This is a genomic window from Anaerosacchariphilus hominis, assembly GCF_014290175.1.
Lineage (GTDB): Bacteria > Bacillota > Clostridia > Lachnospirales > Lachnospiraceae > Laedolimicola > Laedolimicola hominis.
Genome location: NZ_JACOOR010000004.1, coordinates 419,999 through 435,241, shown reverse-complemented (window position 1 = coordinate 435,241; position 15,243 = coordinate 419,999). Strand labels below are relative to the sequence as shown.

Here is a 15,243-nt window from a genome sequence, read left to right as displayed (position 1 = left end):
GTATCCAGGATCAGCGCCCGAAACACCAGCAGGCTGGCATATGATGGAAGCGGTCCGGTAGTTCGAAATCCGGAGAATCACAGCCTTTGTACCTTCCCGACAGGAAAACAGTATAACTGCGATCTGTCTGCAGCTTATAATATCGGTGCAAGATATTTTATACGGGAATTACTCAAACCCTTTTCGGAAACGGAAAGGTCTTTGCTGGAGGCAAAAGTTCCTTCGGTAAAGCGTAGAACCTCATGTGTCTATGCAGACTTGCGGCTGCTCAGTGCAGAACTGGCGAGCCAGAAGGCAGCATAGATACAGGCAGATATACAGTGGACTACCTGAGATGTGGAAACTGACCGTATCCGGCCGGAAAAAGTGCGTAACCGCGCCGATTCTAAGTCGCAGGCGTATCCGCCGATATGAAGTCTTGCCGCTTAAGGCGGCTGAGAAGCACGTGACTTTAGTCATGTGAGGTTCACAAGCAAGGATAAGAACAGAAAATCAGCTTTGCTTTATTAAAATCGTTCAATGAAGCAGGAATCAACATAGTGAAATATACAGAAAACAATCAGAAAAATCAAAACATAATTGACAACTTGAGATAGGTAACGTATCATAAAATTACAAATGTAGTGGATTAAAATGAGATAGGGACGACCGCAGGTTGTCTGACTATCAGGAGGAAAATGAGATGGAGATTACCGTTTTTATTAACAGAATCTTGGTCGTTGCCGTGTGCGTATTTTTTGTGTTAGGCGTTGTGTTTTATTTCAAAGGAAGAAAGATGAAAAGCTATAAAAAGAGCCTGAGCTGTTTTGGAGTCTACGTTGTGTTGAATGCAGTTCGGCTTATTTTGGAAAATTATATGTAAAAGGTAACAGTTATCTAAGGAAAAGTCAAATTTGATTGGAGGAAAGAGCCTATGTGGAATATACTGACTCAAAAAGAGCTGCTGCTCACTCTTGACATGGACCGTCAGGCAGAGGTTCGGGAGACGCTTTCCCTCCATGGAATTGATTATCGTATCCACACAAGAAATCTCCAGGGTTCAGGCCCTTTAGGCGGAGAAGCCCGGAAAACCGGAGGGTTTGGCATCGACCAGAGCTGTACTTACGAATATAAAATTTATGTACAGAAAAATGAGTATGAGAGGGCGAAGCGACTGGTTTCGTTGTAATTAAGTATCTGCATGACGGCTTTCGGCCTTGCAGGGATCCTATTTTGTAAAGATAAGCGGAATTGGCTGGTGGATACAGTTGTGGTACTTGGAATTGTCGCTCTTATTGTGAAATATTTTGTTCTTTAAATAACGGATTTTTAAGCTTCAAAATGTTTTATGGATGGAGGGGATATTTATGAAGAAAAAAGAAAGTTGGATTATTGTAACGAATAAGAAAACCTACCTGCTTCTGGCCATCGCAGCCTGCATCATTTTGTACCTTGTTAAAGCCGCGATCAGCACCTTCGCTCTGAAAACCATGCTGATGGAAGATTTTCTGGGCGAACTGATGGTGTGCGTTCTGATTGCGCTTAGCTGCATCTACCTGTTCGTCCGGTTTAACACCTATTCCCATCTGTACAATCCGGATCATCCGAAGCCGGGAGATAAAGTATGACAGATAGGATACCCTGCCGAATAGCATTCAAAGCGGAACGTGCATATCCGAAGGATATGGAAAAAATAAAGAATGTTGCTGAATGGTTTTGGAAATTAAAATACATATCAGATTTCAGTTGACAAAATGGTTTAAAAAGTATAGACTAAAATCAAAGGTTTATACTTTTTAAACCATTTCTCATTTATGGAAAGGAGGCGTCCCATGGAAAACCTGATCTATATCATGACCGAAGCCGAGCAGGAGCTGGCACAGCTTATCTGGGAACATGAGCCGCTGCGGAGCGGGGAGCTGGTGCGGCTGGCAGCGGAGCATCTGAACTGGAAGAAGTCGACCACCTATACGGTGCTTCGGAAGATCTGTGAAAATGGCATTTTCCAGAATGAGCAGTCGGTGGTCACATCCCGGATGAGCCAGGAGGAATACGCCAGACAGAAGGGTGAGCGGTATCTGGAGGAAAATTATGAAGGGTCCCTGCCGAATTTTGTGGCGGCCTTTTTGAAGCGGAAAAAGCTGAGCAGGAAAGAAATTGACGAATTGGCAGAACTGATTGAAGAGTACGGGGAGGATTGAGGATGGAAAAGGTATTTGGCGTAGTTTTACATCTGAGCCTGATTGGCAGCTATACGTTTCTGCTGGTGCTCATTCTGCGGTTTCTGATGCTGAAGGTGTTGCATTGTTCCAGAAAACTGATCTACGGGCTCTGGCTGCTGGTGGCCTTAAATTTCTGTGTGCCGACGGTGCTGCAAAGTCCGTTCAGCCTGATTCCATCCAGTGTGGAAACCACCGCTCAGAATCTGGAGAACCGAAGCTATGAACTGTCCGGCACGATCCATCAGCTGTCCGGCACAGATCAGGAATCCGGAAGGAAAGCACAGTTTCCGGAAGGACTTCAGGAAATGCAACAAAGCAATCTGACAGGCACCGAGACAGGGATTTCCGGTCAAAGCAAGAGCACCTGGAATTGGAGTCTGATGTTCCGCATGCTGTGGCTGGCGGGAATCGTGGTTTTATTGATCCAGCAGGCTGTTTCTACTATAAAATTAAAGGCATTTTTAAGCAAAAACCTTTGTGCCAGAAGTGATTCAGAACAGCGGATCCGGGAATATGAAAAACTCCCGGCACCCTTCGTATGGGGCGTCTTAAGACCGGTTATCTGTCTCCCGGCGGAACTGGACGCGACAGAAAAACGTTACATTCTGGCCCATGAAGACTACCACAGAAAGCGCCTGGATCCGCTCTGGAAGCTTCTGTTTTTGCTGATTCGGACGCTTCACTGGTTCAATCCCTGCGTCTGGCTGGCCTATGCGCTTTTCTGCCGGGATATGGAGATATCCTGCGACGAGGCTGTGCTCCAGAACAGTGCCCGGGATATGCGGAAGGATTACGCCGCCAGCCTGTTGAAGTACGCGGCGAAGCAGAATGGATATGCGGCCAGCTCCCTGACCTTCGGGGCACCTTCCCTGAAAAGCCGGATTCAAAATGTGCTGCATTATCGGAAAAAGACCGTTGGAATCACTCTGATCGGAGTTATCATTCTGGTGGCGGCAACCGTCGGTCTGTTTTTGCGACCGATGGCGCCGACGACAGAATCCGATACGGAACCTGGAACCTCTGCGGAAACAGGTTCCGAAACGACAGCAGATCATACAATTTTCGGTAATGGCAGCGAACTCATCGCGGTAGATGGCGAGCTCTATACCATGGATCGGACAAAGCTCTATTCCGACGGTGAATATCTGTATTACGATTCCTGGGACGAGACTGATAGCGTCTCCCGCATCTGGCGGCAGTCCTTTACCGACGCAAATATGGAAATGGTTTCGGAGGGAGAACTTCTGGGCAGCACCGCGGACGGCAGCAGTCTTTACTACGATCCGGGCGATCACAGTGTCTGGGAATACAATACCGCTTCCGGCGATACGGCGCTTCTTTACCCGGGCAATCAGAATCCCATTACCAGCCTGTATGTGGATGAAAATGTGGTTCTCACAGCGGCTGGTCACTACGAGGGCAGTGCCGGATATTTCTACGGCAGCTTTTACTCCTACAATCGGAAAACCGGGGAGACAACGGAGGCTTATCTGACCGATGCGCCCACTTTTGTGGTGTTGAATGATACCGTATATTATCAGAAATATTTTAACAGTCCGGACGGGGAAAACATTCCCTACGGCATCTACCAGACGGATCTGGAATTTCAGAACGAGACCCGGACGGCACTGGATATGACCTTGCTGGGGGTAAATGAAGAGACAGGAGATCTGCTGGCAGCTGTCGAACCGGATTACTTAAGCTCCATCGAACCCGTCTATACCCAGATGGATCTGGACGCCATTTCCGTAGCCAACAGCCGGGGCTGGAATCAGGTGCTGGTGGATGCTGGAGCTATATTTGGATACACAGACAGCGTGAATCAAACACAGCTGATCAACCTGGATGGCTTCCAATACACCGATTATGCGGACGCAGAGGTTACATCCATACAGTATCAAGACGTCAGCGTTCTGGGCGATTCGCTCTTTGTGCGGATGCAGCTTTTGGGGCATTTTGCAAAGGACGGTGCAAACTTACAGGAGTCCGTTCTGCGTGAAGTGTGGCTGAAGGTCCGCATGGATGGAAAAGGCGCGGAGCTGGTGGACTCGACGATCTATTTTCCGAATGGCGATACGGTAAATAATAGCATGACTTTAGAACGCACAACCATCGAAAATAATGATCCAATGGATGGGATTACGAACATCGAACCCGCAAAAAGCAATAATTAGTCTATAGATCAGGAAGGCAGGGACTGTCTTCCTGATTTTTAATGTGATGAAAAATTTCAACAGAATCTCTATTACATTAAAAATTATCACACCGCAACGTAGAATCTTCTTTGCATGTTTCTTGTTTGTTGAAAAAGCAATACCGCCGGGTTATAATAAAAAACAAACCATTCGAAGCGGAGGCATTTCCGATGCAGCATACCTGTAAGCTTGCTATGGCGCAGATGCGCATGACAGATTCCATAGAAGAAAACCTGCAAAAATCCCTGAATTTTTGTGATGAAGCGGCAGACAGCGATTTGCTGTTTTTCCCGGAGATTCAGCTCTCACCATTTTTTCCACAATACGAAAAGCGAAACGCGGATCAGTGGTGCATGCAGGAGAGTGCGCCGGAACTGGAGGCATTGCAAGAAAAGGCTGCGGAGCATAAGCTTTATCTTTCCCCCAATGTCTATCTGGAACAGAAGGGCAAGCGCTACGATACCTCCCTCTTTATCACGCCGGAGGGTCAAATTGCAGATCGGACTAAAATGGTACATATCGCCCAGGCCAGGCAGTTTTATGAGCAGGATTATTATACGCCGTCGGATGAAGGGTTCAAGGTCTTTGATACGCCCTTTGGAAAAATCGGAATCGTCATCTGCTACGACCGCCATCTGCCGGAAAGCGTGCGGACCTGCGTCCTGAAAGGCGCGGATTTAATTCTGATTCCCACAGCCAATACAAAAGCCGAGCCTCTCACCATGTTTGAATGGGAAATCCGTGTCCAGGCCATGCAGAATCAGGTATTTATCGCCATGTGCAACCGGGTGGGCAGGGAAGGCGGGATGGATTTTGCCGGGGAGTCCCTGGTGGTGCATCCAAGCGGCGACGTCATCGTAAAAGCGGACGATCAGGAGCAGCTGATACGCTGTGAACTGAATCTTGGCGAAGCGCGGGAATGGCGGGAGAAGGTTCCCTATCTGGGTACCCGGAGACCGGAATGGTATCTGTAAATTTTACAGTATAAAAGGAGAATCATACATGCATACTCTCTACTTTGTCCGTCACGGACAGACTATCTGGAACATAGAAAATAAAATCTGCGGGCTGACGGACAGCCCTTTGACGGAGCGGGGACATAAGCAGGCGGAGGAGACCGGACGGAAGATCCTGGAAGCAGGAATCCATGCGGATGAGATCCTGTATTCGCCGCTGATGCGGGCGGCCGATACGGCCCGGCATATTTCAAAAATGACCGGGATTCCCATGCGGGAGGAACCGCGGCTGATTGAGCGGAATCTGGGAAAATGGGAGTCCACACCCCGGGACGGGGCAAAGTTCCAGAAGGCAAAGGCCCAGTTTATTTACCGCTTCCAGGGTGGGGAATCGGTGCTTCAAGTGGCCCAGCGGATCTACAATCTGCTGGACGAACTGAAAGCAGAGCGGGATAAGACATACATTCTGGTGGCCCACAACGGCATCGCCCGGGTGGTGGAATCTTATTTTCATGAAATGAGTAACGAGGAATATGCTGCTTTCTGCGTGAAAAACTGTGAAATTGTACGCTATGAATTTGAGGAGAAATGAGATGCGGATTTTAGTAGCCGAGGACGAACGGGATTTGAACCGGATTCTGGTTGAAAAACTGACAAAAAGCGGTTATACTGTGGACGCCTGTTACGACGGAGTAGAAGCCATTCACATATTAGCGTATACGGAATATGACGCAGTGATACTGGACATTATGATGCCAAAAGCCGATGGATACGAGGTGCTTCGCAGTATCCGAAACCGGGGAAAGGCAACGCCGGTGTTGTTTCTGACAGCGAAAGATTCCATATCCGATCGGGTGAAGGGACTGGACAGCGGAGCCAATGATTATCTGGTGAAGCCCTTTGCCTTTGAGGAACTGCTTGCCCGGATCCGCGCCATGACCAGAAGTTCCTATGGTCAGTCTGATCACAGATTGACACTGGCCGATCTGGAGATGGATACGACAAGCCGCCGGGTGACACGGGGCGGCGTGGAAATTTCGCTGTCCGCAAAAGAATACCAGCTGTTGGAATACCTGCTTTATAATCAGGACATCGTACTTTCCAGAGAAAAGATCGAGGAACATATCTGGAACTATGATTATGAAGGCGGCACCAATGTGGTGGACGTTTATATCAGCTATCTTCGGAAAAAGATCGACGGCGGACAGAAAAAGAAACTGATTCATACGGTGCGGGGCATGGGGTACGTGCTGAAAGAGGGGTGATTCATGAAGAGAGGATCCATAAGATCGAAAATAACCATCTGGTTTACGGCGGCGCTGCTGCTGGTTGTGCTGTTTACCTTTTTTATCATTTTTTCGGCCAATCACCGGATTCTTCAGAAGACGATCCGGGACAGTCTCGTGGAAACGGTAGAGCATAATGTGGACGAAATCGAATACTATAGCGACATAGAGGAATTTGATTTACTTCACGAATCGGATCATTTTATCCGCTACGGAGACGGGTATCTGGAAGTGGATGATGACTTCCTGGACGCGGTAAATGAAGTCTACACAGCGCTTTACCAGGCGGATGGAACCATGCTTTACGGAGAAAATCCCATTGCGGCAGAAACGGGGGAACTTTCCTTTGCGGATTCCCTGATTCGCACGGTGAAGGAAAAGGGAACGGTTTATTATCTGTTTGACCGGCGACTGGAGGCCGAGGGCGTGGAGGGTCTGTGGCTGAGGGGCGTGGTATCAGGAAAACAGGGAGATGTGCAGATGTCGGCAGTGATGCGTCTGTCCTTGGTTTTTCTGCCCCTTCTGGTGCTGGCAGCTTCGGTAGGCGGATATCTGATCGCCGGACGGATGCTGCGGCCCATCCAACAGATTTCCGATACGGCCCTTCAGATAGAGAAAAGCGGGGATTTGACCCGACGTATTGAACTGGGACCGGGAACCGATGAGCTGCACCGGCTGGCGGACAGCTTTAACGCCATGTTTGAAAAGCTGGAGAACAGCTTTGATGCAGAGCGTCAGTTTACCTCCGATGTGTCCCATGAGCTCAGGACTCCCATGAGTGTGATTTTATCCCAATGTGAGCTTTCACTGGAAAAGCAGGAAGAGACGCCGGAGGGATATCGCCGGGATCTGCAGGTGATTCAGAGACAGGGCCGGAAGATGTCGAAGCTCATCCGGCAGATGCTGGACTTTGCTCGCATGGAAAACGGATCGGAAAAATACAGAAAAGAAAGTCTGAATCTCAGTGAACTGGCAACTGGAGTCTGCGAAGATATGGCTCTGATCCGGGAAAAGGAAATCCTGCTGAGCAGCCAGATAGAGAAAGATATTTTTCTTTGCGGGAATGCCCTGTTATTGTCCAGAATGCTTTCGAATTTAATCGGAAATGCTTACCGTTATGGGTGGGAAAACGGATGGATTCAAGTGACTCTCCAGAAAAAAGAGGGAAAAATTATGATTTCGGTGGAGGACAACGGCATTGGCGTCCGAAAGGAGGAGCAGGAGAAAATCTTCCGGCGCTTTTATCAGTCGGACGCTTCCAGAACCGGTGACGGCATGGGACTGGGACTCTCCATGGCCCGGGAAATTGCGCGGTATCACGGAGGGGACATTACGCTCCAGAGCGAGCCGGGAAAAGGAAGTATTTTTTGTGTCACATTTTAATCCTCTAATGTTTCTCTAATGTTTCTCTGATAAGATTCAGTTATCAGAAAGAGAAAAGGAGAGAACGTATATGAAAAAAATGAGACATTTCCTGGATAACCCGAAAAAAATGATACTGGCAGCAGGTTGTACCGCCGCAGTTTTATCTGTGGGAGGAATCAGTACCGTATATGCGTCAGGCGTTTTAGCACAGAGTTCCGGAATTGGAGAGGAAAACGCGAAAAAATTCGCATGTGCAGATGCGGGAATCCTTTTGACAGACGCTCAGAATATGCAGGTAGAATTTGATTATGAGCGGGGACAATATGTATACGAAGTTGATTTTTTTGGAAACGGAACCGAATACGAGTACTGGATTAAGGCCTCGGACGGAGCGGTGGTAAAAAAGGAACTGGAACTGAAGGACGACCGGAAGCAGCCGGAAACCAAAATGATTACGCAGACGGCAGAGACGAAACCAGCCGGCGATATCGGCGTGGAGAAAGCAAAAGAAATTGCTTTGAATCATGCAGCCGTATCCCAGGTAACCTTTACTAAAGCAAAACTGGATGAAGAAGACGGAATTCTGGTTTATGAAATAGAATTTATTAAGAACAATCTGGAATATGAATACGCCATTCAGGCGGCAGATGGTGCGCTCCTGAAATCGGATGTGGAACAGGAAGATGAGAAATGCGACGACCATGACGATGACTGGGATGATGACGCTGATGACTGGGATGATGACGATGACTGGGATGATGACGCTGACGACTGGGATGACGACTAATGAGAAAAAAGAGGAAGAAGCATGCTGATAAGAAACGCGACACAGGAGGATTTAGATGCCATTTCCCGGGTGGAGGCTGAATGCTTTCCGCCTGCGGAAGCAGCTACAAAGGAGGAATTTGCAAAACGGCTGGAATATTACGCAGCCCATTTCTGGCTCATGTTTGACGGTGACAAACTCATTGCCTTTGTGGACGGCTTCGTAACGGATGAGGCGGATCTGACCGATGAAATGTATGAGAAGGCAGAACTTCATAATGAAAATGGCGCCTGGCAGATGATTTTCGGCGTCAATACCATTCCGGCTTACCGGAAGAAGGGGTATGCGGGCGAGATCATCAAACGCGCCATCGCGGACGCGAAAGCCCAGGGCCGCAAGGGTCTGGTACTGACCTGTAAGGATCGTCTGATTCCCTATTACGCTAAATTCGGTTTTGTAAATGAAGGCGTTTCCGAATCTGTACACGGCAATGTGGTCTGGAACCAGATGCGGCTGACCTTTTGAAAGCTGCAATAAAACAGGCAAATTTTATCAGAGAAGCAAAGAACTCCCAGTGTAAACGCCGGATTATTCCACATAATAACTCCTGTAACAACCAATCACGAACCGCAGACAAACGGAATTTGTAAAATGATTCCCGTCTGCAGTAAGGAGGAGTTTCTTATGGCAAACAAATCTTCAAATACCGCGGCAGTACCGGAAGCAAAGGGCGCTCTGGACAAGTTCAAGTATGAGGTAGCCAGCGAGTTGGGCGTACCCCTGACCGACGGCTACAACGGCAACCTGACTTCCAAGCAGAACGGTTCTGTAGGCGGCTATATGGTAAAGAAGATGATCGAGGAACAGGAAAAGCAGATGGCAGGTAAATAAGCCGGAGCTTACAGCACAACAGAAAAATGCGGTTTCGGATGGATTCCGGAGCCGCATTTTTCCGTTGGAGAAATAAAAAATGATACTTTTCAGGAAAAAGGGGATTTCTATAGAAGTCTGCTTGACAAAGACTGTAAATTGATTTAGTATGTAATAGATTTTTAACATAATTGTAATAAATGACTTTGGAGGTTTTTATGTATAGAAGATATAGAACGGCGGGACTGGTTCTGGGAGCGATTTTCCTGGCTTCCGTGGGTATGAACGGAATGGATGCGCAGGCTTCCGGACTGGGAGACAGCCTGAATACAGGTGTGGCATCGAATTTCAGTCAGGCAGCGGACACCGAGGAACTGACCCAGGCCACGGCCGAGGTAGTCTGGACAGGCACACCCCTGGAGGGCTATGTGAATATCGCCATCGCCAATGTGGAGGATAATCTGAATATTCGTGCAAGCGCGGACGGAAGCAGCCAGCTGGTAGGAAAGCTTCGTAAAAACGGCGCCTGTGAGATCCTGGGAAGCGAAGGGGAATGGTCTCATATCCGATCCGGTGAAGTGGAAGGTTATGTGAAGACAGAATATCTGTACACAGGCCAGGAAGCGGTGGATCTGGCTTTCCAGCTGGGACAGACTGTGGCACGGGTGAATACAGATTCTTTATATGTACGGATGGAGCCCAGCACGGATGCGGATTACTGGACCAAGGTTCCGAGCGGTGAGGAACTTCAGGTGATTGAAGAGATGGAAGACTGGGTGAAGGTAGATATCGATGGTGAAGATGGTTATGTGGCTGCCGAGTATGTGGATGTGACCAGCGAGCTGGATACGGCACTGACCCTTTCCGAGGCCCTGTACGGCGAGGGCGTTACCGATGTGCGGATCGCTATCTGTGATTTCGCCCAGGATTATGTGGGTAACCGCTATGTATGGGGAGGCACCAGCCTGACCAAGGGTGCGGACTGCTCCGGCTTTGTGCTGGCTGTGTATCGGAACTTCGGCATTTCCCTGCCTCACTCTTCCAGAGCCCAGGCAAACTGCGGCACCAAGATCAGTGTCGGCGATGTGAAGCCGGGCGATCTGATTTTCTATGGCAACGGAAAGCGCATTAACCATGTGGCCATGTACATCGGCGGTGGAAGAGTGGTTCACGCCAGCAATCCGCGGACCGGAATCACCATTTCAAATATGTATTACCGGAGTCCTGTGAGCGCAGCGCGGATTCTGAAGGACTGATGAAATCAGTACTTGACACCATACAGGAGCTATGGTATTCTGTTACAGTATGAGTTTGCTGGTATCCGGTTATCGGACACTCCGACCATTGCTTGATACCCAGCGTATAAAATATTTCAAGGAGGAAACATCATGATCGCAAAGGAAAAGAAGCAGGCTATTATCGCAGAGTACGGTTTAAAAGAGGGTGACACAGGTTCACCGGAGGTACAGGTAGCTATCCTGACCGCTCGTATCCAGGAGCTGACCGCTCATCTGCAGGCTAATCCGAAGGATCATCACTCCAGAAGAGGACTTCTGAAGATGGTTGGACAGAGACGTAATATGCTTGCATACCTGAAGAAGATGGATATCGAGAGATATCGTAGTCTGATTGAGAGATTAGGACTGAGAAAATAAGTTTCCAAAAGGGCGGAGGAATCTTTGGGTTCTTTCGCCCGGTTTTTGTGTATTATGAAAACACACCGTAACCCGTTGACCCTGTAGGAGAAATGTTCCGAGACCACTGATGTACGCGTGAGTCCATCACACGGAGATCAGTAGTTTCGGTTTCTCCGTTACAGTTCACTACGTTCACAGTAACCGATTCGCGATGCACAGAAATTACTTCGTAGTTTCGCGCTGAAGTACTCGAGATAGTGGATGTGGATAGTAACGAATCTCCTACACCCAGCCAAAAAGGAGAAATATTATGTACAAGAGTTTTTCTATGGATCTGGCCGGCCGTACTCTGACTGTAGATGTGAACAGAGTAGCAAAGCAGGCAAACGGCGCAGCCTTCATGCACTACGGTGATACCACCGTACTTTCCACAGCAACCGCATCTGACAAGCCCCGTGACGGCATCGACTTCTTCCCCTTAAGCGTAGAGTACGAGGAGAAGCTGTATTCCGTAGGAAAGATCCCGGGAGGTTTCAACAAGCGTGAGGGTAAGGCATCCGAAAATGCTATCCTGACTTCCCGTGTCATTGACCGTCCCATGCGTCCGCTGTTCCCGAAGGACTATCGGAATGACGTAACCCTGAACAACCTGGTTCTTTCCGTAGATCCCGCCTGCAGTCCGGAGCTGACCGCTATGCTGGGTTCTGCTATCGCCACCGCGATTTCAGATATCCCCTTTGCAGGCCCCTGCGCCATGACTCAGATCGGCATGATTGACGGCGAGTTCATTGTAAACCCGGGTCAGGCACAGCTGAAGGTATCCGACCTGAAGCTGACCGTAGCTTCCACCAGAGAAAAGGTTATCATGATCGAGGCAGGAGCCAACGAGATCCCCGAGGCAAAGATGATCGAGGCTATCTACAAGGCTCATGAGGTAAACCAGCAGGTTATCGCTTTCATCGACCAGATCGTGGCAGAGTGCGGTAAGGAAAAGCACAGCTACACCAGCTGCGCCGTACCGGAAGAGCTGTTCGCGGCTATCAAGGAGATCGTTCCGCCCGCAGAGATGGAAGAGGCAGTTTTCACAGACGAGAAGCAGAAGCGTGAGGAGAATATCCGCAAGATTACCGAGCGTCTGGAAGAGGCATTTGCAGAGAAGGAAGAGTGGCTTGAGGTTCTGGGCGAGGCTGTATATCAGTACCAGAAAAAGACTGTCCGCAAGATGATCCTGAAGGATCACAAGCGTCCGGACGGACGTGAGATTACCCAGATCCGTCCGCTGTCTGCAGAGGTAGATATCATCCCCCGTGTACACGGCTCCGCCATGTTTACCAGAGGGCAGACTCAGATCTGCAACATCTGTACCCTGGCTCCGCTGTCCGAGGCACAGCGCCTGGACGGCCTGGATGAGAATGAGACCAGCAAGCGTTACATGCATCACTATAACTTCCCCAGCTACTCCGTAGGAGAGACCAAGCCCAGCCGCGGACCGGGACGTCGTGAGATCGGACACGGAGCGCTGGCTGAGCGTGCGCTGCTGCCGGTACTGCCCTCTGAGGAGGAGTTCCCGTATGCGATCCGTACCGTATCCGAGACCTTTGAGTCCAACGGTTCCACCTCCATGGCTTCCACCTGTGCATCCTGTATGTCCCTGATGGCGGCAGGTGTGCCCATCAAGAAGATGGTAGCAGGTATCTCCTGTGGTCTGGTAACAGGCGAGACCGACGACGATTTCGTACTGCTGACCGATATCCAGGGCCTGGAGGACTTCTTCGGAGATATGGACTTCAAGGTAACCGGTACCACCGAGGGTATCACCGCCATCCAGATGGATATCAAGATCCATGGCCTGACCCGTCCCATCGTAGAGGGCGCTATCGCACGTTGCCGTGAGGCGCGTCTCTATATCATGGACAACTGCATGAAGCCCTGTATCAGCGAGCCCCGGAAAGAGGTTGGTGAGTATGCACCGAAGATCGTACAGATCCAGATCGACCCGCAGAAGATCGGCGATGTGGTTGGCCAGAGAGGCAAGACCATCAATGCCATCATTGAGCAGACCGGTGTCAAGATCGATATTGATGACAATGGTGCTGTATCCGTATGCGGTACAGATAAGGCTGCCATGGACAAGGCCATTGAGCTTATCAAGACTATCGTAACCGATTTTGAAGAGGGCATGATCCTCACCGGCAAGGTGGTCAGCATCAAGGAGTTCGGCGCATTCCTGGAGTTCGCACCGGGCAAAGAGGGTATGGTACACATTTCCAAGATCGCAAAGCAGCGCATCAACCGCGTAGAGGACGTTCTGACACTGGGTGACATTGTGAAGGTAGTATGCCTGGGTAAGGACAAGATGGGACGCTTCAGTTTCTCCATCAAGGATCTGCCGGAAAACGCATAAGGTATAAGAAACATAAGAATAGAAAAATACATCAGGCTCCGGTGTATCCGTGAAAGCGGATATGCCGGGGCCTTTTAAGACTTTGAAAAGACGACAGAGATAAGACAGAAAGGACAGAAAACAGATGATGACAGGATATGAGCTTTTGTGGTTCTTTTTCTTCTATGCTTTTGCAGGCTGGGTGATTGGTACGGTGGGTACTGCTGCCCGGGAAAAGAAGTTTGCGGATGCGGGCTTCCTCTATGGTCCCTGGTGTCCGGCCTACGGCTTCGGCGGCGTGGCCTTTGCGCTGTTTCTTACGGAACTTAAGGATCACCTCTTTTTCCTTTTTGTGGGAGGCATGATTCTTTCTTTCCTGACCACCTATCTGACAGGCTTCGTACTGGAGAGGATTTTCCACCGAAAATGGTGGGACTTCTCCCGGAAACGGTTTCAGTTCGGTGGCTATGTGAGCCTGCCTTGGTCTGTGGTCTGGGGTATTCTGGGCGTGCTTTGTATCCGGTTTGCGAATCCCTTTCTGACAGACCTTCTGAAGCTTCTTCCCATAACCGTGGGAAAGCTCATTCTGCTGGTGCTGGGTATTGTATTTGCCCTGGACTTTGTGGGAACTCTGGTGGGTATCCTGAAGGTTAAATCCAGTGTGAAAAAGGCGTCTCTCCTCCACAATGTGGCTGAAAATCTGCAAAAGACCGCGGATCAGATGGGAGAGGGACTGACGGCTTTCGTGCTTCGTCGTATGGAACGGGCTTACCCGAGACTGGCGGCGGAAGAGCTTTTGCGTGCCAGAAGAGAGCAGGAGAAGGCGGCGGAAGAAGCCAGATCCCGTTCCGGCGTTTTTGCCGTAGGCTGCTGCTTTTATAAACTGGCCTGCCTCTTTTTCCTGGGCGCGTTTCTGGGCGATATTACGGAGACTATATTCTGCTATGTGACGGCCGGAAAGCTCATGAGCCGCAGCAGCGTGGTGTACGGGCCATTCAGCATCGTTTGGGGTCTGGGCTGCGTACTGCTTACTGCGATTCTGTACCGCTATAAGGATCGGAGCGACAGCTACATCTTCTGCTTCGGTACCGTTCTGGGCGGAGCCTATGAGTATATCTGCAGCGTCTTTACGGAGCTGGTATTCGGCACTGTGTTCTGGGATTACAGCAAGATCCCCTTTAACCTGGGCGGCAGAATCAACCTGCTGTACTGCTTTTTCTGGGGCATCGCGGCTGTGGTCTGGATGAAGGTACTGTACCCCATTCTTTCCGGCTGGATCGAAAAGCTCCCGAAGAAGTTTGGCGTCTGGATGACCTGGATCCTGCTGGTATTCATGATTTACGACATTTGCCTGTCAGGCCTGGCCCTGAACCGCTACACAGTGCGGCAGACCGGAGAGGGTATCGAAACTGCCGCGGACGGCTGGCTGGACGAGCACTTCCCGGACGAGCGGATGGAGCGGATCTATCCTAATGCGATTCTGGTGGAATAAGTCCGGATGAAAACAGTGACGGGAAAAACTTGATAAAGACTACGAAAAAGGACTTGATTTTTGTGTCTCTTCGGGCTATACTACAAGAACAG

Annotated in this window: 15 protein-coding genes and 1 pseudogene; all 16 read left to right on the top strand. The window is 49.6% G+C overall.

The genetic code is table 11. From position 1 onward, the window contains the following. Window positions 1–303: pseudogene (locus tag H8S44_RS16235) on the top strand (IS200/IS605 family accessory protein TnpB-related protein); the annotation flags it as partial. A 610-nt stretch (window positions 304–913) separates the two neighbouring features. Beyond that, window positions 914–1,168: a hypothetical protein gene (locus H8S44_RS09200; protein ID WP_186872238.1), complete on the top strand. Its 255-nt coding sequence runs from the start codon at window positions 914–916 to the stop codon at window positions 1,166–1,168. 178 nt (window positions 1,169–1,346) lie between these two features. Beyond that, window positions 1,347–1,607 carry a hypothetical protein gene (locus tag H8S44_RS09195; protein WP_186872237.1) on the top strand — a complete coding sequence of 87 codons (261 nt, stop codon included), beginning with the start codon at window positions 1,347–1,349 and terminating at the stop codon, window positions 1,605–1,607. Between the two features lie 204 nt (window positions 1,608–1,811). Continuing rightward, entirely contained in the window at window positions 1,812–2,180 is a 369-nt protein-coding gene (locus H8S44_RS09190; RefSeq protein WP_186872236.1) for a BlaI/MecI/CopY family transcriptional regulator, read from the top strand. 2 nt (window positions 2,181–2,182) lie between these two features. Then, window positions 2,183–4,375: a M56 family metallopeptidase gene (locus tag H8S44_RS09185; protein ID WP_186872235.1), complete on the top strand. Its 2,193-nt coding sequence runs from the start codon at window positions 2,183–2,185 to the stop codon at window positions 4,373–4,375. Window positions 4,376–4,566: 191 nt separating this feature from the next. Further along, complete coding sequence (locus tag H8S44_RS09180) at window positions 4,567–5,370, top strand: carbon-nitrogen hydrolase family protein (RefSeq protein WP_186872234.1); 804 nt, start codon at window positions 4,567–4,569, stop codon at window positions 5,368–5,370. A gap of 28 nt (window positions 5,371–5,398) precedes the next feature. Beyond that, window positions 5,399–5,944, top strand: a complete 546-nt coding sequence (locus H8S44_RS09175) for a histidine phosphatase family protein (RefSeq protein WP_186872233.1) — start codon at window positions 5,399–5,401, stop codon at window positions 5,942–5,944. A 1-nt stretch (window position 5,945) separates the two neighbouring features. Further along, a complete protein-coding gene (locus H8S44_RS09170) occupies window positions 5,946–6,617 on the top strand; it encodes a response regulator transcription factor (RefSeq protein WP_186872232.1) in 672 nt (223 codons plus the stop codon). 3 nt (window positions 6,618–6,620) lie between these two features. Further along, window positions 6,621–8,021 carry a sensor histidine kinase gene (locus tag H8S44_RS09165; RefSeq protein WP_186872231.1) on the top strand — a complete coding sequence of 467 codons (1,401 nt, stop codon included), beginning with the start codon at window positions 6,621–6,623 and terminating at the stop codon, window positions 8,019–8,021. Window positions 8,022–8,091: 70 nt separating this feature from the next. Continuing rightward, window positions 8,092–8,790 carry a PepSY domain-containing protein gene (locus H8S44_RS09160; RefSeq protein ID WP_186872230.1) on the top strand — a complete coding sequence of 233 codons (699 nt, stop codon included), beginning with the start codon at window positions 8,092–8,094 and terminating at the stop codon, window positions 8,788–8,790. A gap of 21 nt (window positions 8,791–8,811) precedes the next feature. Beyond that, a complete protein-coding gene (locus tag H8S44_RS09155; protein ID WP_186872229.1) occupies window positions 8,812–9,294 on the top strand; it encodes a GNAT family N-acetyltransferase in 483 nt (160 codons plus the stop codon). Window positions 9,295–9,453: 159 nt separating this feature from the next. Beyond that, window positions 9,454–9,660, top strand: a complete 207-nt coding sequence (locus H8S44_RS09150) for an alpha/beta-type small acid-soluble spore protein (protein ID WP_178040102.1) — start codon at window positions 9,454–9,456, stop codon at window positions 9,658–9,660. A gap of 197 nt (window positions 9,661–9,857) precedes the next feature. Beyond that, on the top strand, window positions 9,858–10,895 hold the full coding sequence (locus H8S44_RS09145; RefSeq protein ID WP_186872228.1) for a C40 family peptidase: 1,038 nt from the start codon (window positions 9,858–9,860) through the stop codon (window positions 10,893–10,895). 132 nt (window positions 10,896–11,027) lie between these two features. After that, window positions 11,028–11,294 carry a 30S ribosomal protein S15 gene (gene rpsO, locus H8S44_RS09140; protein ID WP_178037994.1) on the top strand — a complete coding sequence of 89 codons (267 nt, stop codon included), beginning with the start codon at window positions 11,028–11,030 and terminating at the stop codon, window positions 11,292–11,294. A gap of 292 nt (window positions 11,295–11,586) precedes the next feature. After that, the gene (locus H8S44_RS09135) at window positions 11,587–13,680 is read left to right on the top strand and encodes a polyribonucleotide nucleotidyltransferase (RefSeq protein WP_186872227.1); all 2,094 of its coding nucleotides are present in this window, start codon (window positions 11,587–11,589) and stop codon (window positions 13,678–13,680) included. Window positions 13,681–13,804: 124 nt separating this feature from the next. Further along, complete coding sequence (locus H8S44_RS09130; protein ID WP_186872226.1) at window positions 13,805–15,151, top strand: putative ABC transporter permease; 1,347 nt, start codon at window positions 13,805–13,807, stop codon at window positions 15,149–15,151. Window positions 15,152–15,243: the final 92 nt, after the last annotated feature.

Coding starts and splice junctions, on each gene's coding strand:
- H8S44_RS09200 (WP_186872238.1), top strand. CDS start 914: ATGTGGAATATACTGACTCAAAAAGAGCTGCTGCTCACTCTTGACATG.
- H8S44_RS09195 (WP_186872237.1), top strand. CDS start 1,347: ATGAAGAAAAAAGAAAGTTGGATTATTGTAACGAATAAGAAAACCTAC.
- H8S44_RS09190 (WP_186872236.1), top strand. CDS start 1,812: ATGGAAAACCTGATCTATATCATGACCGAAGCCGAGCAGGAGCTGGCA.
- H8S44_RS09185 (WP_186872235.1), top strand. CDS start 2,183: ATGGAAAAGGTATTTGGCGTAGTTTTACATCTGAGCCTGATTGGCAGC.
- H8S44_RS09180 (WP_186872234.1), top strand. CDS start 4,567: ATGCAGCATACCTGTAAGCTTGCTATGGCGCAGATGCGCATGACAGAT.
- H8S44_RS09175 (WP_186872233.1), top strand. CDS start 5,399: ATGCATACTCTCTACTTTGTCCGTCACGGACAGACTATCTGGAACATA.
- H8S44_RS09170 (WP_186872232.1), top strand. CDS start 5,946: ATGCGGATTTTAGTAGCCGAGGACGAACGGGATTTGAACCGGATTCTG.
- H8S44_RS09165 (WP_186872231.1), top strand. CDS start 6,621: ATGAAGAGAGGATCCATAAGATCGAAAATAACCATCTGGTTTACGGCG.
- H8S44_RS09160 (WP_186872230.1), top strand. CDS start 8,092: ATGAAAAAAATGAGACATTTCCTGGATAACCCGAAAAAAATGATACTG.
- H8S44_RS09155 (WP_186872229.1), top strand. CDS start 8,812: ATGCTGATAAGAAACGCGACACAGGAGGATTTAGATGCCATTTCCCGG.
- H8S44_RS09150 (WP_178040102.1), top strand. CDS start 9,454: ATGGCAAACAAATCTTCAAATACCGCGGCAGTACCGGAAGCAAAGGGC.
- H8S44_RS09145 (WP_186872228.1), top strand. CDS start 9,858: ATGTATAGAAGATATAGAACGGCGGGACTGGTTCTGGGAGCGATTTTC.
- rpsO (WP_178037994.1), top strand. CDS start 11,028: ATGATCGCAAAGGAAAAGAAGCAGGCTATTATCGCAGAGTACGGTTTA.
- H8S44_RS09135 (WP_186872227.1), top strand. CDS start 11,587: ATGTACAAGAGTTTTTCTATGGATCTGGCCGGCCGTACTCTGACTGTA.
- H8S44_RS09130 (WP_186872226.1), top strand. CDS start 13,805: ATGATGACAGGATATGAGCTTTTGTGGTTCTTTTTCTTCTATGCTTTT.